This is a genomic window from Agromyces sp. NPDC056965 (genome assembly GCF_042673425.1).
Classification (GTDB): Bacteria; Actinomycetota; Actinomycetes; order Actinomycetales; family Microbacteriaceae; genus Agromyces.
The window spans coordinates 26485-49853 of record NZ_JBHURI010000026.1 but is presented as its reverse complement, the minus strand read 5'-3'; the positions used below and the strand labels follow the sequence as shown (position 1 = coordinate 49853).

Annotated in this window: 20 protein-coding genes and 1 pseudogene; 4 read left to right on the top strand and 17 right to left on the bottom strand. The window is 71.3% G+C overall.

Annotated elements, in window-relative coordinates; translation table 11 throughout:
• Window positions 1–37: 37 nt before the first annotated feature.
• The 6 genes from ACFTQE_RS08805 to ACFTQE_RS08780 form a co-directional block, all read right to left on the bottom strand.
• Window positions 38–349 carry an SHOCT domain-containing protein gene (locus ACFTQE_RS08805; protein WP_375837069.1) on the bottom strand — a complete coding sequence of 104 codons (312 nt, stop codon included), beginning with the start codon at window positions 347–349 and terminating at the stop codon, window positions 38–40.
• 131 nt (window positions 350–480) lie between these two features.
• A complete protein-coding gene (locus ACFTQE_RS08800; protein ID WP_376924690.1) occupies window positions 481–1143 on the bottom strand; it encodes a response regulator in 663 nt (220 codons plus the stop codon).
• Window positions 1140–2339 carry a sensor histidine kinase gene (locus tag ACFTQE_RS08795; protein WP_376924689.1) on the bottom strand — a complete coding sequence of 400 codons (1200 nt, stop codon included), beginning with the start codon at window positions 2337–2339 and terminating at the stop codon, window positions 1140–1142. Before ACFTQE_RS08795 ends, ACFTQE_RS08800 begins: the two co-directional genes overlap by 4 nt.
• 115 nt (window positions 2340–2454) lie before the next feature.
• Window positions 2455–3780, bottom strand: a complete 1326-nt coding sequence (locus ACFTQE_RS08790) for a M50 family metallopeptidase (RefSeq protein WP_376924688.1) — start codon at window positions 3778–3780, stop codon at window positions 2455–2457.
• A 110-nt stretch (window positions 3781–3890) separates the two neighbouring features.
• Complete coding sequence (gene dxr / locus ACFTQE_RS08785) at window positions 3891–4982, bottom strand: 1-deoxy-D-xylulose-5-phosphate reductoisomerase (protein WP_376924687.1); 1092 nt, start codon at window positions 4980–4982, stop codon at window positions 3891–3893.
• Window positions 4983–5014: 32 nt separating this feature from the next.
• Entirely contained in the window at window positions 5015–5653 is a 639-nt protein-coding gene (locus tag ACFTQE_RS08780) for a 4'-phosphopantetheinyl transferase family protein (protein ID WP_376924686.1), read from the bottom strand.
• A gap of 115 nt (window positions 5654–5768) precedes the next feature.
• Here ACFTQE_RS08780 and ACFTQE_RS08775 point away from each other — a divergent pair, with 115 nt between their 5' ends.
• Together ACFTQE_RS08775 and ACFTQE_RS08770 are read left to right on the top strand one after the other, a co-directional pair.
• Window positions 5769–6578 carry a lysophospholipid acyltransferase family protein gene (locus ACFTQE_RS08775; RefSeq protein WP_376924693.1) on the top strand — a complete coding sequence of 270 codons (810 nt, stop codon included), beginning with the start codon at window positions 5769–5771 and terminating at the stop codon, window positions 6576–6578.
• Window positions 6579–6624: 46 nt separating this feature from the next.
• Window positions 6625–7575, top strand: coding sequence for a hypothetical protein (locus ACFTQE_RS08770; RefSeq protein WP_376924685.1), 951 nt, complete (start codon window positions 6625–6627; stop codon window positions 7573–7575).
• Here the strand turns inward: ACFTQE_RS08770 and ACFTQE_RS08765 are convergent.
• The gene (locus tag ACFTQE_RS08765) at window positions 7562–8041 is read right to left on the bottom strand and encodes an OsmC family protein (protein WP_376924684.1); all 480 of its coding nucleotides are present in this window, start codon (window positions 8039–8041) and stop codon (window positions 7562–7564) included. The two genes, ACFTQE_RS08770 and ACFTQE_RS08765, sit on opposite strands and share 14 nt — an antisense overlap.
• Before the next feature lie 81 nt (window positions 8042–8122).
• On the opposite strand from ACFTQE_RS08765, the gene gabT reads away from it, so the two are divergent.
• Together gabT and ACFTQE_RS08755 are read left to right on the top strand one after the other, a co-directional pair.
• Window positions 8123–9499 carry a 4-aminobutyrate--2-oxoglutarate transaminase gene (gene gabT, locus ACFTQE_RS08760; RefSeq protein WP_376924683.1) on the top strand — a complete coding sequence of 459 codons (1377 nt, stop codon included), beginning with the start codon at window positions 8123–8125 and terminating at the stop codon, window positions 9497–9499.
• A 47-nt stretch (window positions 9500–9546) separates the two neighbouring features.
• Complete coding sequence (locus ACFTQE_RS08755; RefSeq protein WP_376924682.1) at window positions 9547–10494, top strand: asparaginase; 948 nt, start codon at window positions 9547–9549, stop codon at window positions 10492–10494.
• 108 nt (window positions 10495–10602) lie between these two features.
• Here ACFTQE_RS08755 and ACFTQE_RS08750 read toward each other — a convergent pair whose 3' ends face one another.
• The 10 genes and pseudogenes from ACFTQE_RS08750 to ACFTQE_RS08705 form a co-directional block, all read right to left on the bottom strand.
• Entirely contained in the window at window positions 10603–11385 is a 783-nt protein-coding gene (locus ACFTQE_RS08750; RefSeq protein WP_376924692.1) for an ABC transporter permease, read from the bottom strand.
• Window positions 11386–11498: 113 nt separating this feature from the next.
• Window positions 11499–12410 (bottom strand): ABC transporter permease, encoded by a 912-nt coding sequence (locus tag ACFTQE_RS08745; RefSeq protein ID WP_376924681.1) that lies wholly within the window; start codon window positions 12408–12410, stop codon window positions 11499–11501.
• Between the two features lie 2 nt (window positions 12411–12412).
• Window positions 12413–13612 (bottom strand): ABC transporter ATP-binding protein, encoded by a 1200-nt coding sequence (locus ACFTQE_RS08740; protein ID WP_376924680.1) that lies wholly within the window; start codon window positions 13610–13612, stop codon window positions 12413–12415.
• Window positions 13613–13614: 2 nt separating this feature from the next.
• Entirely contained in the window at window positions 13615–14829 is a 1215-nt protein-coding gene (locus tag ACFTQE_RS08735; protein ID WP_376924679.1) for a PotD/PotF family extracellular solute-binding protein, read from the bottom strand.
• A gap of 148 nt (window positions 14830–14977) precedes the next feature.
• Window positions 14978–17971, bottom strand: a complete 2994-nt coding sequence (locus ACFTQE_RS08730) for an FtsK/SpoIIIE domain-containing protein (protein ID WP_376924678.1) — start codon at window positions 17969–17971, stop codon at window positions 14978–14980.
• A 141-nt stretch (window positions 17972–18112) separates the two neighbouring features.
• The gene (locus tag ACFTQE_RS08725) at window positions 18113–18598 is read right to left on the bottom strand and encodes a hypothetical protein (protein ID WP_376924694.1); all 486 of its coding nucleotides are present in this window, start codon (window positions 18596–18598) and stop codon (window positions 18113–18115) included.
• Window positions 18599–18661: 63 nt separating this feature from the next.
• Window positions 18662–18724: pseudogene (locus ACFTQE_RS08720) on the bottom strand (zinc-ribbon domain-containing protein); the annotation flags it as partial.
• Complete coding sequence (locus tag ACFTQE_RS08715) at window positions 18721–21072, bottom strand: transglutaminase family protein (RefSeq protein ID WP_376924677.1); 2352 nt, start codon at window positions 21070–21072, stop codon at window positions 18721–18723. The pseudogene ACFTQE_RS08720 and the gene ACFTQE_RS08715, both read right to left, overlap by 4 nt.
• Window positions 21069–22391: a DUF58 domain-containing protein gene (locus ACFTQE_RS08710; protein ID WP_376924676.1), complete on the bottom strand. Its 1323-nt coding sequence runs from the start codon at window positions 22389–22391 to the stop codon at window positions 21069–21071. Before ACFTQE_RS08710 ends, ACFTQE_RS08715 begins: the two co-directional genes overlap by 4 nt.
• Entirely contained in the window at window positions 22388–23359 is a 972-nt protein-coding gene (locus ACFTQE_RS08705; protein ID WP_376924675.1) for an AAA family ATPase, read from the bottom strand. Before ACFTQE_RS08705 ends, ACFTQE_RS08710 begins: the two co-directional genes overlap by 4 nt.
• Between the last annotated feature and the right edge of the window lie 10 nt (window positions 23360–23369).

Here is a 23369-nt window from a genome sequence, read left to right as displayed (position 1 = left end):
GCGGATGCCGCGGCATCCGCCGCTCGGGTACCGCGACCTACGAGGCGTTCGGCCGGTTGGCGCGAAGCACCTCGAGCCGGGCCCGGTACTCGGTCTCGTCGATGTCGCCCTTGGCGAAGCGCTCGGCGAGGGTCGACTCGGCGCTGCCCGAGCGCATCCAGGGCGGCCCGTACGACCCGTCGGGTCCGCCGTGCGCCCAGTAGCGGCGACGGCTCCGCGTGACGAGGAAGATGATCAGGCCGATGACGAGGAACCAGAAGATCGGGATGAGGAAGAAGACCCATCCGAACCCGGCCGCCCATGGGCCGGCGTGAGTGACCACCGCGGTGGTGGCGAGGGTGGCGAGCATGATGTTTCCCTTGATCGTGCGGCCTGCGGTTCAGGCCGTCGATTTCGAGTCTCGCGACACGGCGGCATCCGCGAATCCGCCTGGCGGAGTCACTTCGACTGCTCCCCCGGGAGCAGTCGGGCGCACCGCGGCTACTGCCAGCCGGGGGCCACGAGCCCCGACTCGTAGGCGACGACCACGAGGTGCACGCGGTCGCGCGCCGCGAGCTTCGACATGATGCGCGAGACGTGCGTCTTCGCGGTCAGCGGGCTCAGCACGAGTCGCTCGGCGATCTCGTCGTTCGTGAGGCCGAGCCCCACGAGGCGGAGCACCTCGCGCTCGCGCTCGGTCAGCGCCGCGAGCCGGCCCTCGTCGGGAGCGTCGCGGAGGCCGATCGACATGCGCTCGAGGAGTCGCTTGGTCACACCGGGCGAGAGCAGCGCGTCGCCGCTCGCGACGACCCGCACCGCGCGGATGAGGTCGACGGGTTCGGTGTCCTTCACGAGGAATCCGCTCGCCCCGGCCCGCACGGCCCTCGCGACGTACTCGTCGAGCTCGAAGGTCGTGACGATCACGACGTGCACGCCCGCGAGCTCCGGGGCGGCGGCGATCTGCTCGGTCGCCCAGAGGCCGTCGCCGTCGGGCATGCGGATGTCCATGAGCACGACGTCGACCGGCTCTCGGCGCACGAGCTCGAGCAGTTCGGTGCCGGTCGACGCCTCCCCCACGACCTCGACGTCGTCCTCGGCCGCGAGCAGCGCACGGAAGCCGGCGCGCACGAGCACCTGGTCGTCGGCGAGCGCGACGCGGATCATGCCACGCCTCCCCACGGGAGGCGCGCGGTCACGCGCGTACCGCCGAGCGGCGAGGCGCCGAGCTCGACGGAGCCGCCGAGGAGCGCGGCGCGCTCGCGCATGCCGAGGATGCCGCTGCCCTCGCCGAGATCCGCGGACGTCTCGCCGAATTCGCCGGGGGCTCCGAGGCCTCCGCGACCGGCACCGCCCGGGCCGCTGCCGTCGTCATCGATCGTGAGCACGAACTCGTCGCCCGATCGCTCGACGGTCACGACGGCCTCGGTCGCGCCGGCATGACGAACGACGTTCGTGAGCGCCTCCTGCGCGATGCGGTAGCCCGCGAACTGCACGGCTCGCCTCGGCGCCTCCGCGAGCCGGTCGACGAGGCGCGCCTCGAGATCCGGCGAGCGGATGCCGCGGACGAGCCTCGGGAGCTCGGCGAGCTCCGCCTGCGGCACGAGCGGCGCCTCGCCGTCGCGGATGACGCCGAGCACGGTGCGCACCTCGTCGAGCGCCGACTTCGAGGTCTCCTTGATGCTGCCGAGCGCCGTGCGGGCCTGCTCGGGGTCGCGGTCCATCAGGTGCAGGCCGACGCTCGCCTGCACGTTGATCTGCGAGAGGGCATGGCCGATGACGTCGTGCAGTTCGCGGGCGATGCGCACGCGCTCGCGCTCCTCGGCGCTCTGGCGGCGACGCATCGCCTCGGCGCGGAACGCCGACGCGCGCGCGCGACGCACGCGCACGAACCAGCCGATGCCGAAGCACACGGCGAGCGCGAGGGTCGTGAACGCGATGCGGAACGGATGCCACGACAGGCCGAGCACCGACCCGAGCGCGATCGCCGCGACCCAGGCGACGACGATCGAGGAGACCGCCCAGACGACGGCGCCGCGCGCGACGGCGAGCACGATCGCGAACGCCACGGCGATGTACGGCGGGCCGAGATCGGGTGTCAGCGCGAGATCGGCGAGCGCGGCGGCGGCGACCACCGCGACCGTCGGGCCGGGGAATCGCCGCGAACCGAGCAGCGCCAGCGGGCCGGCTGCGGCGAGCGCGACCTGGGTGACGCCCGCAGCCCACCCGACGTCGGTCCACGCGGCGATGCCGATCGCGGCGGGCACCTGCACGAGGAGGCTGATGACGACGGGCGCGAACAGCACGAATGCCGGCGGCGGCCGGAATCGTTCGGAGCGACCGTCCCACTGGGGCACGGGCATTCCCAGATCGTATCGCCGGCGCCGCCCGCGCGAATCGGCCCCACGGTGACTCACTCGCTACTCCGAGGGGAGTACGAGCGGAGGCGTGCCGCGGCGCGGGCGATCAGGGGCTCGGTCAGAAGAGCTGCACCGGCTTGACGATGTCGGCGTAGATGAGGAGCGCGCTCATCGCACCGAAGATCACGACCACGACGAGGGTCACGGGCATGAGCTTCGCGAGGTCGACGGGCCCCGGATCCGGGCGTCGGAAGAGCTTGGCGAACCCGCGACGGATGCCCTCCCAGAGCGCCCCCGCGATGTGCCCGCCGTCGAGCGGCAGCAGCGGGATGAGGTTGAAGACGAAGAGCGCGATGTTCAGCGATCCGAGGATGCCGATCATCGTGGCGGCCTTCGAGGCGATCGGGATCTCGTCGATCGTCGCGATCTCGCCCGCGAGGCGGCCGACGCCGACGACCGACATCGGGCCGTTCGGGTCGCGCTCCTCGGGCCCGAACGCGGCGTTGGCGACATCGACGATGCGCTGCGGCAGGTTCAGGATGATTCCGGCGACACCGGCCACGTTCTCGCCGACGGCGGGCAGCACGGCGGTCGCGGGCTGCTGCACGATCTCGGTCGCGGGGCCGATGCCGACGAACCCGGCGGATTCGGTCAGCTGCGTGCCCGAGGCATCCGTCGCGATCTGGCCCTTGTCGTCGATCACGTAGCGCTCGCTGAGCATCGGCGTGACCTCGAGCTCGACGGTCTCGCCGTCGCGTTCGACGACGAACGCGATGGGGGTGTCGGGGTGCGCTCGGATGATCGCGGTCGACTCGTTCCACGACTCGATCGGCTCGCCGTCGACCGAGACGATGCGGTCGCCCGGCTCGATGCCGGCCGCGGCGCCCGGTGCCGCGGGATCGCCGGACTCGCAGGTCTGGCGCTCACTCGTCGCGGGCAGCGCGCACGCCGAGACCGATCCGACGGTCGTCGAGGACTGCGCGACGCCGAACCCCATGAGCAGCACGCCGAAGAGCACGACCGCGAGGAGGAGGTTCATGAACGGACCGCCGAACATGACGATGATGCGCTTCCACACCGGCAGCAGGTAGAACGCGCGGTGCTCGTCGCCGGGCGTGATCGACTCGGTGCTCGAATCGCGCGCGTCCTGCACGAGGCCGCGGAAGAAGCCGGTGCTGTCGGCGTGCACGCGTTCGCCCTTGGCGGGCGGGAACATGCCGATCATCGAGATGTAGCCGCCGAGCGGAATGGCCTTGACCCCGTACTCGGTCTCGCCCTTCTTGCGCGACCAGATGGTCGGGCCGAAGCCGATCATGTACTGGGTGACCTTCACGCTGAAGATCTTCGCCGGAACCAGGTGTCCGATCTCGTGCAGGCCGATCGACACGGCGAGGCCGATCACGATGATGACGACGCCGATGATGAAGGCGAGCACGGAATCCACGGCAGCAAGCGTAGCGCCGCCGGCTTCGAGTGCGCTGGCGGTCCGCTGTGAGCTCGGCGAGCGGCGACTGGGCGCCCGGCCGACCCGGCCGCAGGCCTCAGCCGCCGGCCTCAGCCCGCGACGCGGGCGATGCGGGTCTCCGCTGCGCGCCGGGCGCTGCGCTCCGCCTCGGCGAGCGAGCCGACGGAGAGCGCGGCGTCGGATGCCTCGTGGTGCTCGACGACGTCGCGCACGGTGTCGACGATGTCGAGGAAGCCGATGCGCCCCGCGTGGAACGCCGCGACCGCCTCCTCGTTGGCGGCGTTGAAGACGGCGGGGTACTCGCCGCCGGCGCGACCGACCTGCTTGGCGAGCGCGACCGCGGGGAACGCCTCGCCGTCGAGCGGTTCGAACGTCCACTCCTGCGCACGCGTCCAGTCGAGTGGGGCGCCGACGGCGGCGACCCGGTTCGGCCAGTCGAGGCCGAGCGAGATCGGCAGGCGCATGTCGGGCGGCGAGGCCTGTGCGATCGTCGAGCCGTCGACGAACTCGACCATCGAGTGCACGATCGACTGCGGGTGCACGACGACGTCGATGCGGTCGTACTCGACGTCGAAGAGCAGGTGCGCCTCGATCACCTCGAGTCCCTTGTTGACGAGCGTCGCCGAGTTGGTCGTCACGACGAGGCCCATGTCCCACGTGGGGTGCGCGAGCGCCTCGGCGGGGGTGACCGCGGTGAGCTCGTCGCGTCGACGGCCTCGGAACGGGCCGCCCGAGGCGGTGAGCACGAGCCGGCGCACCTCGTCGTCGGTGCCCGAACGCAATGCCTGCGCGATCGCCGAGTGCTCCGAGTCGACGGGCACGATCTGGCCGGGTTCGGCGAGCCGGGTCACGAGATCGCCGCCCACGATGAGCGACTCCTTGTTGGCGAGCGCGAGGGTCGTGCCCCGTTCGAGCGTCGCGAGGGTCGGCCCGAGGCCGACGGAACCGGTGATGCCGTTCAGCACGACGTCGGCGTCGACGTCGCGCACGAGCTGCTCGGCCTCCTCGATGCCGACCGCCGTGTGCTCGACCGAGAACTCCGCGGCCTGCGCGTCGAGGAGCGCGCGATTGGACCCGACCGCGAGACCCACGACGTCGAAGCGACGCGGGTTCGCCCGGATGACGTCGAGGGCCTGGGTGCCGATCGAACCGGATGAGCCGAGGATGATGACGGAGCGCACGTCCCCACTGTAGGTGAGCGGGGGGCCCTGCGTCAGGTGAGCACGGCCACGGTCGCCGCGCGGTTCCCGGGCACGTCGACGTCGTGGAAGCGGATGCCGCGCCATCCGGAACCGAACTCGGGCGGGCTCACCTCGATGCGGCCGATCCCGCCGTCGTCGCTCGGCATCGTGAGGGCCAACCGCGACGGTTCGATGAACTCGGTGTGCCCGACGGCGCGCAGCAGCGCGGACTTGCGCGCCCACAGCGTGGCGCGGGCGATCGCCCGTGCCGGCGGATCGAACCGGTCGAGCGCGGCCCGCTCGCTCGCGTGGAACGCCGCCTCGTCGATGACGGCGCCCGACTCGAGCGCGGCCGATTCGATGCCGACGCCCACCGGATGCCTCGTGGCCGCCGCACCCACGACCGCGTCGCCGAACACGGCGACATCGGCGTACCACGTGGCGCCCGACGGGGTGAGCGGATAGGCGACCGACGGCCGACCGTGCCGCGCCCCGCACTCGGCGCAGGCGTGCACGAGTTCGACGTCGTCGGCGGGCACGCCCGTCGCGTGCGCGAGCAGTCCGCGGAGGACCGTGTCGGCTGCCGGACCACGGCGCCCGCGCATCACCACCACGACGCGCACGCCGGAGGCCTCGAGCTCGATGAGCTCGCCTTCGGCCGCGACGTCCATGCCACCATCTTCCCGCACCGGCGCCGCAGTCCTCCACGCCGATGGGCGACGCGCGGGTGAATCCGATATGCCGTGGCGTGCATGTCCCCGCCCGTAGGGTCGAACGGTGACAGAGATCGAAGGCGATGCCGTGCCCGCCCCCGTCCGTGGAGGCGCTGCACTTCCCGCCCAGGTCCCCGATGGCGAGGCTGCGCCGGCGCCGGTGCGACAGGGTCCGCTCTACCGGATCGTGCGCGGATTCCTCCGCCCGCTCGTGCGGCTCGTGTACCGGCCGACGATCACCGGGGCCGAGCACGTGCCGATGCAGGGCCCGGTCATCCTCGCCTCGAACCACCTCTCGTTCGTCGACAGCATCGTGATCCCGCTCGCGTCGCCGCGACCCGTGCAGTTCCTCGCGAAGTCGACGTACTTCACCGGCACTGGCTTCTCCGGCTGGGTCTCGCGCACCTTCTTCGGCGCGATCGGCGCGGTCGCGGTCGAACGCGGTGCCGGTTCGCAGGCGCAGGAGGCCCTCGACGCCGGCCGCCGCATCCTCGACGCCGGCAACGCCTTCGCCCTCTATCCCGAGGGCACCCGCTCGCTCGACGGCCGGCTCTACCGCGGCCGCACCGGCGTGGCATGGCTCGCGCTGACGACCGGCGCACAGGTCGTTCCCGTCGGCCTCATCGGCACGGAGGAGATCCAGCCGGTCGGGGCGAAGCTGCCCCGTGTGCGCCCCGTCACCGTTCGCTTCGGCGAACCGCTCGACCTCAGCCGCCACGGCCAGGCGACCTCGGGCCGTGCCCGCCGCGCGGCGACCGACGAGATCATGGCCGCGATCCACGCGCTCAGCGAGCAGGAACTCGCGGGCGTCTACAACGAGACGCCGCCGCAGGGCGCCCTCGCCAAGCTCGCCGATCGGGTCGTGCCGCGCGAGCGGATCTGACCGGATTCCCAGCCGCTCCCCGTCTCACCCCGGTATCGTCAGTCCGATGCGCCCCGCCTCGATCCTCCGCCGCGTCACCGCGACCGTCGCCGCGACCGTCGCCGTCGTGCTCGTGTTCGCGGCGTGCGCCGGCCCGGTCGACGTGCGGCGAGCCGCCGCCGGAAGCGTCGCGGCGGCCGAGGTCGTCGACCTGCCGATTCCGCCCGCCACCGAGTTCGATCCCGGGTACATCGTGAGCGACGACTCGTTCTACGACAGCGGAGCGATGAGCGAGGACGAGATCCAGGAGTTCTTCGAGGGGCTCGACTGCCGCCCGGCAGACCGGGTGCCGTGCCTCGCCGACTTCATGCAGAGCACCACGACCCAGGCGGCCGCCGGCCCCGGCCACTGCGCCGAGTATCGCGGCGGCATCCGCGAACGGGCGAGCCGCATCGTGTCGAAGGTCGCCGCAGCGTGCGGCGTGAGCCCGAAGACGCTGCTCGTGCTGCTCCAGAAGGAGCAGTCGCTGCTCACTCGGCCGAGCGAGTCGGGCTACCTCCGCGCCACGGGCTACGGCTGCCCCGACACGGCCGACTGCGACGCGAAGTACTTCGGCTTCTTCAATCAGGTCTACAACGCCGCCTGGCAGTTCCGGCAGTACACGGAACAGCCCGACCGCGCGTACCGCATCGGCGCGGTCGACGTGGGGTTCCATCCGGATGCCGCGTGCGGCGCGTCATCCGTCGCCATCGCGAACCAGGCCACGGCGAACCTGTACAACTACACGCCCTACCAGCCGAACCCTGCGGCCGTGGCCGACCCCGAGGTGGGCGACGGCTGCTCCGCGTTCGGCAACCTGAACTTCTGGCGGCTCTGGCACCGCTGGTTCGGCGACCCGCAGGCCGAGCGCTACCCCGGGTTCCTGCCACCGTGCAGCCGCCTCGTCGGCGGCCACGCGTGCCCGATCCCCGAGGCGACGCTGCCGGCGGTGCCGCCGGTGCGACTCAGCGCCGACTGACGGTCACGACCGGTTCGTGATGCACCGGGAAGGCGACCGAGGCCGCGATGAAGCACTTCTCGGATGCCTCGGCGTGCAGCGCGACGGCGAGCTCGCTCATCGAGGCATCCGCGACCTCGATCTGCGGCCGCAGCACCACCTCGACGAACGCGCCGCCGCCCTTCCCGTCCTCCCGCATGTGCCCGGTCGGACGGTCGGCGTAGCCGCGCACGACGACGCCGTGGTTCGTCGCGACGTGGAGGTACGAGAGCATGTGGCACTGGCTGAGCGCTGCGAGCAGGAGCTCCTCGGGGTTCCACCGATCGCGATCACCGTGGAAGGTGCGGTCGCTCGACCCGGCGATCTCGTGCAGCTTGCCCGGCGCACGGACGACGTGCTGACGGCCGTAGGCGCGATATCCCGAGGTGCCCGTGCCGCGATCGCCCAGCCACTCGACCTCGATCTCGTAGTGGTGTTCGCCGAGCATCGTTCCTCCGATCGTGCACGTGGTCGCGCCATCCGATTCTGCCCGATGCCGGTGACTGCACGGCGATAAGGTGGAGGAACCATGACTGATACCCGCATCGACGCCCAGACAGCCGCCGCCCCGGTCTACACCGTGCCGCAGGAGCGCAAGATCGTGACCGCCATCCCCGGTCCGAAATCGCAGGAGCTGCAGGCCCGACGATCGAAGGTCGTCTCCTCCGGCGTCTCCTCGGCGCTGCCCGTCTACATCGAGCGCGCGAACGGCGCGATCCTCGTCGACGTCGACGGCAACCAGTTCGTGGACTTCGGCGCCGGCATCGGCGTGACGACGATCGGCCACACCGAGCAGCGCGTCGTCGCCGCGGCGGCCGACCAGCTCCAAGACGTCATCCACACCCTCTTCACGATCACCCCCTACGAGGAGTACGTGCGCGTCGCCGAGCTCCTCGCCGAGCACACGCCCGGCAACTGGGAGAAGAAGAGCGTGCTCGTCAACTCGGGCGCCGAGGCCGTCGAGAACGGCGTCAAGATCGCGCGCAAGCACACCGGGCGCCGCGCCGTCGCCGTGCTCGACCACGCCTACCACGGCCGTACCAACCTCACGATGGCGATGAACTACAAGGCGATGCCGTACGCGACGGGCTTCGGGCCGCTCGCCGGCGACGTCTACCACGCGCCGAACTCCTACCCGTACCGCGACGGCCTCTCCGGCGCCGACGCGGCAGCCCGCACGATCGCCTACCTCGAGAAGGTCATCGGAGCGAGCGACCTCGCCTGCCTCGTCGTCGAGCCCATCCAGGGCGAGGGCGGCTTCATGGTGCCCGCCGACGGATTCCTGCCGATCCTGCAGGCCTGGTGCACCGAGAACGGCGTCGTCATGATCGCCGACGAGATCCAGTCGGGCATGGCCCGCACCGGTCGTTACTACGCGAGCGAGCACTTCGGCTGGGAGCCCGACCTCGTGCTCTCGGCGAAGGGCATCGCCGGCGGTCTCCCCCTCGCCGCGGTCACCGGTCGCGCCGAGATCATGGATGCCGCGCAGCCCGGCGGGCTCGGCGGCACCTTCGGAGGCAACCCCGTGGCGTGCGCCGCGGCGATCGCCGTCTTCGAATCGATCGAGGAGCACGACCTCCTCGCCGAGGGGCGTCGCATCGAGGCGACCTTCCGTGCCGGGCTCGAGAAGCTCGCCGCGCGATACGACATCATCGGCGAGATCCGCGGCAAGGGCGCGATGATCGCCATCGAGCTCGTGCAACCGGGCACGGCAGAGACCACGAAGGCGCCGAACGCCGAAGCCGTCACCGCGATCGTGGCGTCCGCCGCCCAGCACGGCGTGCTCTTCCTCAACGCCGGCACCTACGGCAACGTGCTGCGGTTCCTCCCGAGCCTGGCGGTGAGCGACGCGCTCATCGAAGACGGGCTCCGCGTGCTCGACGACGCCCTCGCCTCCCTCGGATAGTGCAGGTGGCCGGCACATTCTCAGTCACTGACTCCGTCGAACTCGCCGTGGTCGAGCGTAGTGGTTTCATCGAGTCCCGGCACGCGGGTTCCGCCGTCGTGCTCTCTCCCGAAGGCGAGGTGATGCGCGCCCTCGGCGACGTCGTCACCCCGATCTTCCCCCGGTCCTGCCTGAAGCCGTTTCAGGCCGTCGCCGTCATGACCTCGGGCGTCACACTCCGCGGCGAAGACGCGGCGATCGCCACCGCGAGCCACTCGGGCACCGCCGCGCACGTCGCCCTCGTCCGGCGCCTGCTCGAACGCGAGTCGCTGCCCGAGTCGGCGCTCGGGTGCCCTGCGGCGGCTCCGTCCGACCAGGTGGCGCGCGAGCAGCTCATCCGCTCGGGCGCGCCGCGCGAGCGGGTCTACATGAACTGCTCGGGCAAGCACGCGGCGATGCTCCTCGCGTGCGTCGCGAACGAGTGGCCGCTCGAGAGCTACCTCGAACTCGACCACCCGCTGCAGAAGCGCGTGCTCGACGTCATCGAGCGCTTCACGGGCGAGCGGCCGGCGGCCACCGCGATCGACGGCTGCGGCGCCCCCGTGCACGCGATCAGCCTCGGCGCCCTCGGCCGCGGCATCCAGAAGATCACGACCGCGGCCGCGGGCTCGCCGTTCGCGCTGTACCGCGAGGCTGCCGCGCTCACCGAAGCGGTGCGCGATCACGCGTGGGCCGTCGGCGGCCCCGGCCAGCCCGACACCGTCGCAGTCGAGCGACTCGGCGTCTTCGCGAAGATCGGTGCAGAGGGCGTCATGGTCATGACGGCGCCCGACGGCACGACCGTGGCGCTCAAGGTGCTCGACGGCTCCGCTCGCGCGTCGACGATCATCGCGCTTCGACTGCTCGCGCAGTCGGGCGCGATCGACCACGAGGCGATCGACGCCGTGCAGACCGAGCTCGATCTCTGGGTCATGGGCGGCGATCAGCGCGTCGGCACGATCCGGGCCACCGTCTGAAGCGAACCTCGCCGGCGTCCGAGCCGGTGACGAAGCGGCGATGACGGATGCCGCGGCGGGATCGCTCCCGTCGCGGCATCCGTCGCCCGCGCTCTCGGTCGGTTCGGGTCAGCCGAGTTTCGCGAGCCGTTTCGCGCGCGCTGCGCGCGAGACCTGGGCGACGATCACGAGCACCAGGGCGAAGAGGAACACTGCAGAGGCGATGACGTTCGCCTCTGCCGGGATGCCCCGCGACGCCGAGATGTAGATGTACTTCGGGAACGTCGAGACCGCGCCCGAGTTGAAGTTCGTGATGATGAAGTCGTCGAAGCTGAGCGCGAACGACAGCAGCGCCGCCGCCACGATGCCGGGGAGCAGCAGCGGGAAGGTCACCCTCCAGAACACCTGGGACGGCGAGCCGTAGAGGTCGCGGCCCGCCTCCTCGAGCGCGGGATCGAGGCTCGCGACACGGGCCTTGACCGTGACCACCACGAAGCTGATGCAGAACATCGTGTGCGCCAGGATGATCGTCGTCATGTCCTTCGCGACGCCGACCGCGAGGAACTGCGCCGCGAGCCCGGCACCGAGCACGACCTCGGGCGTGGCCATCGGCAGGAACAGCAGCAGGCTGATCGCACCGCGGGCGCGGAACCGATAGCGCACGAGCGCGATCGCGATCATCGTTCCGAGCGCCGTCGCGATGACGGTGGCGGCGACGCCGATGATGATGCTGTTGCCGAACGCCTCGCACACGGCGCCGCCCTCGACCGTGCAGACGTTGAGCCACTTGTCGAGGGTGAAGCCGCGCCAGGCGATGTTCGACTTGATCGAGTCGTTGAACGAGAACACGAACGTGTAGGCGATCGGGATGAGGAGGAACACGAACGCGATGATCGTGTAGGCCGGCAGCAACCAGTCGCCGAGCCCGAGTCGCCGCGAGCGCGCCCGCCCGCCGGGGCGGCGCGAGTCGAGTTCCTGGCTCTCGCCGAGGCCGCCGAGCACGGCGGCCGCCTGGACTTCTCCGCTCACAGCAGGTCCTCCGTTCCGGATCGCTTCACGTAGATGCCGACGAGCACGAGGATCGCGGCCATCAGGATGATCGAGAGCGCCGCGGCCGCAGGGTAGTTCAGCAGCACGAGGAAGTTCGCCTCGATCACGTTGCCCATCATCTGCGTGTCGGGCCCGCCGAGGAAGTCGCGGCTCGCGTTCACGTAGTCGCCCGCGGCGGGGATGAACGTGAGCAGCGTGCCGGCGACGATGCCCGGCATCGACAGCGGGATGGTGACCTTTCGGAAGACCGTGAACGGGTTCGCGTACAGGTCGCTGCCGGCCTCGAGGTATCGCAGGTCGAGGCGCTCGAGCGTCGTGTACAGCGGCAGGGTCATGAACGGGATGAAGTTGTAGGTCAGGCCGAAGATGACCGCGAACGGGGTACCGGTGAAGTGCGCGTCGGGCGCCATCAGCGACAGCGCCTTCAACGAGGTGATGACGAACGACTCGTCGGAGAGCAACTGCTTCCAGGCGAGCGTGCGGAGCAGGAAGCTGATGAAGAACGGGGCGATCACCAGCACGAGCATGAGCCCCTGCAGCATCGGCCACCGCCGCGCCTTCACTCCGATGAAGTAGGCGAGCGGATAGCTGAAGAGCAGCGCGAACACCGTGGCCGCGAGCGCGTACCCGAAGGAGCGCACGATGTGCGGCCAGTAGTCGGTCATCACCGTGACGTAGTTCTGCCAGTTGAACGCGTAGTCGTACTGGCCGATGTCGCCGAACTCGGTCGGCGCCTGCAGCGAGGTGAGCAGGAGCGAGATGAGCGGCGTGATGAAGAACAGCACGAGGTAGAGCAGGCCGGGAAGCAGCAGGAACAGGGCGATCCTGCTGCGCTTCCTCGGCGCCTGCGGTACGACCTCCGCGGTCTGGAAGGCTGCGAAGGCCATGGTCAGCCCTCCTCGAGCTCCGTGACGAGCTCCTCACGGCGCTGGGCGGCGATCGAGGTGGTGTCGTCGTCTGCGGCGAACCGCGCCGAGGGCTCGGCGACGTCGTCGAGGCCGAAGCCGTGCTCGACCGGCCAGGTGACCCAGACCTCGGCTCCCTCGCCGACGACGGGACCCGAGCCCGTGTTCTGCGCGAACACGGTGACGGTGCCGGCGTCGGGGATCGCGACGAGGTACTGCGTGCTCACGCCCGAGAACGAGACGTCGACGACCCGGCCGGGGCCGAGGGTGTTGCGGTCGGATGACAGGGCCGGCGCCTCGCGGAGCAGGGCCACCTTCTCGGGCCGCACTCCGATGGTGACGCGCCCCGTGTGGCGCTGGGCGCGTGCGGTGGGCACGATCACCCGCGTGCCGGCGACGTCGACCGAGATCGCGGCATCCGTGGAACCGGAGACCTCGCCCGTGAACAGGTTCGACTGGCCGAGGAAGTTCGCCACGAACGAGGTGCGTGGCAGTTCGTAGAGCTCGGCGGGGGCGCCCATCTGCTCGATCGCGCCCTTGTTCATGACGGCGACCGTGTCGGCCATGGTCATGGCCTCCTCCTGGTCGTGCGTGACGTGCAGGAAGGTGAGACCGACCTCTTCCTGGATCGTCTTCAGTTCGAGCTGCATCTGGCGACGGAGCTTCAGGTCGAGGGCGCCGAGCGGCTCGTCGAGGAGCAGCAGTGCCGGGCGGTTGACGATCGCACGGGCGAGCGCGACCCGCTGCTGCTGGCCGCCCGAGAGCTGCGCCGGGCGGCGCTGGGCGAGGTGATCGAGCTCGACGAGGCGGAGGGCTTCATGCGCCCGGCCGAGCGCATCGCCGATGCGGCGGCGCTTGAGCCCGAAGGCCACGTTCTCGAGCACCGACATGTGCGGGAAGAGCGCATAGCTCTGGAACACCGTGTTGACCGGGCGCTCGTGCGCCTTCGTCCCGGTGACGTCGCGGCCCCCGATGAGGATGCGTCCGTTCGTCGGCTCCTCGAGGCCGGCGACGAGCCGCAGGGTCGTCGTCTTGCCGCAGCCCGAGGGCCCGAGCAGGGCGAAGAACGAGCCGGCCGGGATCGTGAGATCGAGCTCTTCGATCGCGGTGAAGCCGGGGAACCGCTTCTGGATGCCGACGAGTTCGAGATCTGCGCCGCGTTCGGCGAACTCTCGTACCGACATGGTCACGCCCCCAGGAGGATGCTCTGGAACTGCGCCTGGTACTTCTGCTCCTCGGCGCCGCTGAGGGAACGGAAGATGTGCGCGTTCGCCAGCGTCTCCTCATTCGGGAAGATGAGCTGGTTCTCGGCGAGCTCGGGATCGATCGCGATCGCGGCCTCCTTCGCGCCGGCGACCGGCGTGATGAAGTTCACCCAGGCGGCGACCTCCGCGGCGATCTCGGGGTTGTAGTAGAAGTTCATGAGCGCCTCGGCGTTCGCCTTGCGCGGCGAGCCGACCGGCACGAGGAAGTTGTCGTTCCACAGCGTGCCGCCCGCGGTCGGGATGGCGAACTCCCACTTGTCGCCGGCCTCGGCGTTGATGACCGTGATGTCGCCCGACCAGCAGATCGCTGCGAGCGTGTCCTCGCTCTTCAGGTCCTCGAGGTAGGAGTTGCCCTTGATGTTGCGCACCTGGCCGGACTCGACCTGTTCGCGGAGCACCTCGATGGCGGCGTCGAACTCCTCGTCGCCCCAATCGCCGGCGATGTCGACGCCGTTCTGCTGCAGGATGAGCCCCATCGTGTCGCGCATCTCGGAGAGCACGCCGACCCGGCCCTTGAGCTCGGAGTTCCAGAGGTCTTCGACCGACTCGATGCCGCCGGGAATCGCCTCCTTGTTCCAGCAGATGCCGGCGAAGCCGCCCTGCCAGGGCAGCGTGTGCACGCGGCCCTTGTCGAAGTCGGGGTCGCGCAGGGCGGGGTTGAGGTTCACGATGTTCGGGATGTTGTCGTGGTTCAGCTCCTGCGTGTAGCCGAAGCGGATCCAGCGGGCGGCCATCCAGTCGGTGAGCACTGCGGTGTCGGCGCCGATGTCCTTGCCGAGCGCGAGCTGGTCCTTCACCTTGCCGTAGTAGGTGTTGTTGTCGTCGACGGCGACCTCGTAGTTGACCGCGATTCCGGTCTCCTCGGTGAAGCGCTCGAGCGTGGGGTACGCGCCGCTGTCGTCTTCATCGATGTAGGCGGCCCAGTTCGCCCAGTTGAGCGTCTTGTCGGTGGCCGAGGTGTCGGCAGCGGCGGTGGGCTTGCCCTGGGCGCCACCCGTCGAGCACGCTGCGAGCGCGAGGGCGGTCGCCCCGGCACCGGCTCCCGCGAGCAACGTACGGCGATTCAGCTGCATCTGTCGAGCCTGGGCGATGAGTGCTCGCATCATCGGGTCCTGGGGCAGGGGGCGTCGATTCACGGGGGACTCCGTTTCGGGTTGCTGCAGTGCAAGGGTGGGAAGATACTGCCACACTGCTGGGCGGAATTCACTCAGAGATGACCGAATCGTTAATTTTTGCGAACATCTCGTTCGGAATCAGCGCTTCTCACCCGATCCCGCGACCGATTCAGTGGCGGTGGCCGCTCGGCCAGATTGCTCGGCGCGGGCTCTTCCCCGGTTCGATCACCCAGCACTGGCCCGCCGCCTCGTCGAGCAGCGGAGGGAGCTCCCGAGAGCGCATCACGGCGCGGTACTCCCCCACGCCGCCGTGCACGACGATCGCGGCCTGCTCGCGGAGGCCGGCAGTCAGCGACCAGCTCGCCCCCCATGCCTCGGCGTCGCCGATGATCACCGGAGGCGGTGCGTCGAGCGGATGCGCAGCGACGGCGGCCCTGACCGCGGATTCTCCGCCTGCCGCGAGGACGATCGTCGTGCGTCCCATCGCGGTGATCGTCGCCGCTGCCGCACGCGGCGTCACCGTCGCGACGGCGTACAGATGATCGGGCAGCAACTCGAGGGGCGCGGTCGCCGTGCTCTCCGGCGCCGGGGCATCCACCGTCTCGACGACCTGCACTCGACTCCCTCGCCATTGGCCGGTTCCGGGTCCGTCGCTCGTGCGCCAGAGCTCGCCCCTGCCTCCGGACTGCACGAGGTCGGAACGCGTTGCATGACGCAGGAGCAGCCGCGACCCGAATGCGTCGCGCAGGCCGCTGCCGAGCGCGAGTGGGTTCGCGGCCGATGCCGCGACGGCGACACCTCGCGCGCGGCCTTCCCTGACCAGGGATTCCACCATCCCGAACGCGGCGTTGCGATACTCCTCGGGCCAGGCCCGGAATCGCATATCGAGGTCGTCGATCACGACCAGGGCCGGCGGCACTGCTGCGCCGCGCACCGCGGACCGGGCTGCCAGCAGTCCGTCCCAGACAGCGCTCGACGGCCCGTGGAGCCGGAGCGTGCCCGACGCCGTGCCGACAGCCGTCGTGGCCGCTCCGCCTGCATGACCGATGGCGATCGCGTCGGCCGCCGCCCGTTCGACCGACGCGAGCGCCGTCGTCCGCCCACTGCCGGGCGCACCGAGCACGAGGAGTCCGCCGTCGCGCTGCGGCGACCATCGCGCGAGGCTCCGGCGCTGTTGCTCGGGCTCGTCGATCACCCCGAATCCGAGTCCGTCACCGGCGAGCCCACCCGTGCGATGTCCGCTGGATGCCACGGACCGCCCTTCACCGAGGAGCTCGACGATCGCGTCGCGGGCGATGCGCGCGGGCAGCGGATCGAGCCATGTGCGGCGGGCGCGCGGGAGTCCGGCCGAACGGCGTTGGACGTCGGTGATCGCAGTCGGCGTCGCGATCGCCGAGTGGAAGAGCACGGGGCGGCCGTCGCCCCGATCGACGACCCCCCGGCCGGGCAGGTCGGGCGGGATCTCCGACGCCGCCTGCGTTCCGACGACGGCCTCGCTGTCGGCCCGCTGCAGCACGCGCAACGACACCCGGATCGCGCAGTTGGCGGTGACCTGCTCGCGGACGACGCCGTTGGGCCGCTGCGAGGCGAGCACGAGGTGAACGCCGAGCGATCGGCCGCGCGCGGCGATGTCCGCGATGACCGCTCCGAGCTCGGGGAATCGTTCGATCATCGCCTGGAACTCGTCGACGACGATCACGAGTCGCGCGAGGTCGACGCCGTCGTCGAGCCCCGCGATGTCGCGTGCTCCGACCCGGGCGAGCGCCGCCTCGCGATGCAGGAGTTCGGCACGGAGGCTCTGCACGGCGCGCTCCGCCTCTGACTCGTCGAGGTCGGTCACGATGCCCGTGACATGCGGCAGATCCCGCACGGGCTGGAATGCTGCGCCGCCCTTGAAGTCGACCAGGAGGAAGGAGACCCGGTTCGGAGGGTGGCCGGCGGCGAGCGCGACGATCCACGCGAGCAGGAACTCGCTCTTGCCGCTGCCCGTCGTGCCCGCCACGAGCGCGTGCGGGCCGCACCGTGCGAGGTCGAGCTCGAGGGCACCGCCCGCGACCTGTCCGACGACCACCGCGAGGCTCGACCGGTCGAGGGCACCCGAGCGGGTCGGGCGCGACAGCCCGTCGAGGTGCAGTCGTCGCGGAAGCTCGTTCAAGCGATCATCGATGCCCGCCCGCTCGGCGGCCGCGGCCAGGGCGCGCGCCCGACCGGTGACCTCCGCGATGCCGAGGAGCGACGGCGCCACGCTGGTCTCCGTGCTGCCGTGCTGCCGACGTACGACCGCGGCGTCGGGGGCCAGCATCGTGATGACCGTGCCGAGACCCGGCGGAAGCTCGGACGCCGTGCGTGCGACCGCGACGACGATGAGCGGCCGCTCCGAATGCGGGGCGAGCGCCGACGGCACCGATGCCGGCGGCGGTCTTCCGTCGAGCGGCTCGATGACGACCAGGCGGGTTGACGAACTCCCCCCGCGGTGCGGCAGGAGGCGCAGCCACGCCCACCTCTCGTCGTGCACCCCCTCGGCCGCATCGATCGCGAACCGTTGCGGATGGGCGAGATGCGCGAACTGGATGACACTCGCGCGGGCGGCCGCCCGCGCGAGGTGGAGCTCGCCGATGAATCCGAGCCCTGAGCCAGCGTCGACGGACACCGGTGCGTCGTCGAGTCGTGCCGCGCGGAGCAGCAGCGCTCGATCCGCGTCGTCGACGGGCGTGCCCTCGACTCGCAGGGCGCTCGCAGCCGAACCCCGGCCGAGCACGAGCACCGGCGTTGTCGCGTCTCGCCACACGGGATGCTCCGACTGTTCGAGGAGGCGTCGGGATGACGGCGAGCGATGCCACGCCGCCTGTCGTTCGAGATGGTGCCGCTCGTCGATCTCGGCCTCGAGCCCTTCGAGCAGCCGTCGCCGATCGCTGGTCGCCCGTCGCCGCAGGCGCCGAGCCGAACGACGGGCATCGAGCATCGAGCCGACCGCGACGATCGGGCCGAGCACCGCGAACACGAGCGAGAACGGCGAACCCGTGATCGCCCACAGCGCGAGTGCTCCGACGACGGGGGCGAACGCCCCGATGACGGGGAACCCGGCTCGAGCGGGATCGGTCGGCGCCGGGGGCAGCGCGAGCGGCGTGTCCAGCGAGACGGGTGCAATGTCGAATCGGTCCACCGTGCGATCCGATCACACGGATCGCCCTCCGTGCGGTCGGAGGCGGTCGCCGGAGCGCAGCATCGGTCAACGGCGCCCTGTCGAGGGCGAGTGAGTGCGCCGGTGATCACGCAGGCCCAGCACGCCGCGGACCGGAACGCGTCAGCTGACGATGAAGAACTGCTCCGCGAGTTCGACTCGGCTCCCCCTCGGCACGAGGTAGCGCCTGCCGGGCTCGCACCGCATCGCGCCGTCGTCGAGACGCCGCACGATCGTGCCGTTGCCCGAGAACCGGTCGGCGATCCAGAGCGTGCCGTCGTGCTCCCCGAACTCGACGTGCGTCTTCGACACCGAAAGGGATCGATCGGCGATCTGCACGAGATGGTCGAACACCTCGCCGGGTTGCGGCAGCGGTCGACGGCCGATCAGGCCGGAGCCGAAGACCGTGCGCGTCTCGCCGGTGCTGAACGTCAGCACGAAGCGCGTCGCGGCGGGGGTCGTCGGCACCTGCTCGCGCAGCTCGGGCGGTGCGGTCGCGAAGAACTCGCCGCCCGCGGCATCCGTCGCCTCGATCGCGACCGCTGCGCGGAAGCCGTCGACCGGGATCGAGATCACGCCGCTGTTCCGCCGAGCGGGCCGTTCGATCACGGTCGTGTCTCCGGGCCGCGGATCGGGCCGACGGCGGGATTCGGGGGTCGCACTCGTCGAGCTCCCGCATTCGCCGCAGAACATCGCCCCATCGGGCAGCTCTGCTCCGCAGATCCGACACGTCACGAACGCGCTCCTCTCCGGGTCACAGCGTACCCGCCGAGCGAGGTGAGCGAGACCGCCGCCCGCAGGCGCTCGCGCAACGACCGCGGCGCTCCCAGCCGCTCCTGCAGTTCGTCGACCGAGTCCCACACCAGGAGGTCGTCGCCCTCGGTCGGCCCGTCGGGCGCGAACACCGCGCGGTCGACGACCGAGGCGAGCACGAGCGGCGCGAGCCCGCCGACCGTCGCCGCCTGCTCGGCCCTCGTCGCCATGGGCCGGATCGGGTACCCGTAGTCGGCGGCCGAGTCCGCGAACTCCTGCCAGCCGCCCTCGATGCGCTCGACCGCGGTCGGCGCCTTCCGCCGCAGCCGTCGCCGCCGCAGCTTCGCGACGATGATCGCGAGGAACGGACTCGCGATGATCGCGAGCACGCCGAGCACGATGCCGGAGACGCCGAGCACTGCGAGCAGCGCCTGCACCCACGCGGCGGCATCGTCGTCGGGCTCGTCGGGCGGCGTCTCGGGTTCGTTCGACAGGTCGTCGACGGGCGTGCGCTCGGCAGGCGGAGGCAGCGCCGACTGCGGCCTCGACACGATCGTGGGCTGGTCGGGCTCGCGCTCGGGGATCTTGCGCGGCACCGGGTTCGGATCGACCGCGATCCAGTTGCCGTCGGCCCCCTGCACCTCGATCCAGGCCTGCTTGTCGCCGCTCACGAAACGGGTGACACCGTCGGGGACGGGTTCGCTCGCGACATCCGTCTCGCCCGGGGCGTCGCCGGCGGCCGCTGCCGCCTCATCGGCGAGGCCGGGCAGGTACCCGACGACCACCCGGGCCGGAAAGCCGATGCGACGGGCCATGAGGGCCGCGGCGACCGCGTACTGCTCGCCGTCGCCGACCATCGGCCGGTCGGTCGCGAGATCTGCGAGGCGGTCGAGCGAATGGCCCGACCTGCTCGGCGGCGGATCGTCGCCGAGGCCGTGGCTCACGAATCCGTTCGTGTGGAAGCCCTCGACGACCGCCCGCAGGCGCGCCCCGGGGTCATCGGAGGCGGGCGCCCACTCGTCGAGCAGCTGCGCGAGCTCCTTCGGCATCTCGGGCACCGCTGGCAGCACGCTCGTGCCCGGGTTCAGTCCGTCGAGCGCCGACGGGTCGACGGGGATCACCGAGGTCGCCGCGTAGCGATCACCGGTCTGCAGCGGACGCTGCACCGCACCCGTGCTCGTGACCTCGTTGTAGAAGAACGACTCGGTGAGCGTCTCGGCACGCGGCCCGCCGAACGTCATGCGTTCGAGCCGGCCGAGCCCCGGCACCCAGACATCGGAGTAGCCCGCGACCTCGACCTCGATCGCGAGCCGCTCGGTGTCGCCGCTCACCCCCGACTGGTCGAGTCGGTAGGGCACGCGGGTGAAGCGCCCCGACGCCGACGCGCCCTCGGCACCGCCGACCGTGTAGACGATGCCGTCGTACGAGTCGAGCGTCGCCAGGCGCACACCCGCACCGTCGGGGAGTCCGCGGACGTCGAGCATCACGTCGTCCACGACCTCCTCGCGGAACGCGGCGCGGAAGCCGGCGAGGGGGCTGTCGTGGTCCCTCGGCTCGAACGGCGGCTGCAACTCGGCGCGCACGACACTGCGCGCAGGCACCGGCAGGGCCACGGATGCCGCGGTCGCACCGACGACGGCGATGGCCACGAGCGCCGACGCGCCGAGCACGCGACGCGCATCGGTGAGCGCGGCCTCGACTCGCCGGCCGCTGGTGATCGCCCGCCGGTCGGCGATGGCGACCCGCACGAGCCATGCCACCGCGGTGATGAGGAACGCGATGCCGGCCTCGACCGCGAGTGCCGAGTGCACGACGCCGAGCGCGATGCCGGCGATGAGGAGCGCTGCCGGCGGCAGTGCGGCGGCGGCGGGACGCCTGCTGCGCAACGCGATCGTGATCGCCGCGGTGGCGGCGACGAGACCGAGCAGGAAGGGCGGCACGAGCAGCGCCTGGTAGGAGCCGACGGGCACCGAGATCGTGACGAGCTGCTTCCATGAGAGGGCAGCGCCCGCGAGGAGTTCGACGATGCCCGACGGACTCGGCAGGATCCCGGCGATCGCGGCCCCCGGCACGGCGGCCGGCACGCCGAGCACGAGGTAGGCGCCGAACACCGAAAGCACCATGATCCAGGAGGGAAGGCGGAAGCGGGCTCCGGCGACGCCGATGGCGACTCCGGCGGCGATCGCGACCCCGGCGGCGACCAGGAAGGCGGGGCTCTCGTAGACGGGCCACCACGGCAGCATCGCCGCGGCGAGCATGGCGACGACGAGCACCACGGTGACGAGGGTGGGTCCGAGCCTGCGGGCGCCTGCGGGTGCGCGGGAGGTCATGAGACCGACGCCGTTCTCGCGAGCATCGCGCGCAGGTCTTCGAGGTAGCCGATGCGGAAGACGGTGAGGCCGGCGATCGTGCGAGCACTCGCCTCCCCCTCGGGCGAGCACAGCACCGCGACGCTCTCGACCCCCGGCGGCAGCCGGGTCGCCGCAGCGCGGAGGGGGGCCACCCCGCGCGCGGTCCCGGTGACGATGAAGGCGAGCGAGACGCCCGCCAGCGTCTCGGCAGCGGCTCGGGCCACGTCGGGCAGCATCACCGCATCGGCCTCAGTCTCGACGAGGCAGAGCGCATCGAGGAGTCGGTCGCGGGAGACCGTCGGCAGCTCGCGCATGGCACTGCGCACGGCACCGGCCTCGCGCCTGCCTCCGGAGACGACGAACGACACGGTCCGCGCGTCGCGGATCGCGCGTGCACCGACGGATGCCGCGGCGCTGACGGCGAGCTCGAACTCCGCCGCGTCGACGTACGCGCCCGGGTCGAGATCGAGCAGCACCATGAGACGGCTGCGCCGGGTCTCCTCGAACTGGCGCACCATGAAGGTGCCGGTCTTGGCGGAACTCCGCCAGTGGATGAACCGGCGATCGTCGCCGGGCAGGTACTCGCGCAGCGCGTGGAAGGCGATGTCGCTCGCCGTGAGGTCGCGGGTCGGGGTTCCCTCGAGATCCCGGATGAACCCCGTGCTGAGCGCGTTGATCGGCACGGTGCGCGGGTGCACGTGGAGCTCGGCCGTCTCCGACCACACGTACTCACGGCGCATGAGTCCGATCGGGTCGGCGCGCACGGTGCGGGCCGGGCCGACCGGCACGACGCCCCGCCGCTCGGTGGGGATCGCGAACTGCTCGTCGAACACGCCGCCTCGCGGCAGCCCCGGCAGGACCCGCTCGACGATGCGGCGTCCGACGGGAAGCTCCAGCTGCACGCCGCCGAATCGACGACGACCGGGGTTCGCGGCGATCAACCGCGCCTCGGCGGGCTCGCCGACGACCACGCGCGGCGACGGGAGCACGAGCTGGATCGTGCCGGCTCCGCGGCCGATCAGCCAGACGGATGCCGCTGCCGCGAGCACCGCGAGCCCCCACCCGAGCGCGATGAGCTCGAGCCAACCCCAGGTGTAGCCGCCGATGAGCGCGAGCACCGCGACGACGATCACCGACCAGCCGAGCGGCGTCACGACGCCCTGCACCATGCGGGCGGCGCGCACGAGGGCCGAGCCCGCGCGGCTCGCCGCCACGACGGCACGCCCGATGACGACCGCGAGCAGTCCCTCTCTCCGGGCGTCCTCGGGGATGGTCGTTCGGGTCTGGGTGAGCGTCACACCGCCTGCCTGGTCGAGGGCGGAGGCGTCTCGATCAACACCTGGGCGATCATGTTCGACGCCGTGACGCCGTCGAACTCGGCCTCGGGATCGAGGATCAGCCGGTGCGCGAGCACCGGCTCCGCGAGCGCCTTGACGTCGTCGGGCACGACGTAGTGGCGGCCGCGACCGGCGGCGTGGGTCTTGGCGGCACGGATGAGGGCGAGCGCGCCCCGCACGCTGACCCCGAGGCGCACCTCGCGAGCCGTACGGGTGGCGTCGACGATGCGCGAGACGTAGTCGTGGATCGTGGGGTCGACGTAGACGGTGCGGGCGACCGCGGCCAGTTCCACGACCTCGTCCGCCGCGAGCTGCGATGCGACGCGGTGCTCGTGGGCGCGCTGGTCGGCGCCCTCGAGGATGCGGATGGTCGAGGCGTGGTCGGGGTAGCCGATGGACGTGCGCATCAGGAACCGGTCGAGCTGCGCCTCGGGGAGGCGGTAGGTTCCCGCCTGCTCGACCGGGTTCTGCGTCGCGATGACCATGAACGGATGCCCCACGGGATGCGTCTGCCCGTCGACGGTGACCTGACCCTCCTCCATGACCTCGAGGAGCGCCGACTGCGTCTTCGGGCTCGCCCGGTTGATCTCGTCGGCGAGCACGATGTTCGCGAACACCGGACCGGGGTGGAACTCGAACACACCGGAGCGCTGGTCGTACACGGTGACTCCCGTGATGTCGCCGGGCAGCAGGTCGGGCGTGAACTGGACGCGATTGCTCGTGCCGTCGATCGACTGGGCCATCGCCCGGGCGAGCGAGGTCTTGCCCGTGCCGGGCACGTCGTCGAGGAGGAGGTGCCCTTCGCTGAGGAACGCCGTGAATGCGAGCCTGATGACCCGGTTCTTGCCGAGCAGCACCTCCTCGACCGCGCCGACGAGTCGATCGAGCGTCGCGGCGAACCGCGCTGCCTCATCGGGGGTCATGGTCATCTCGGCTCCT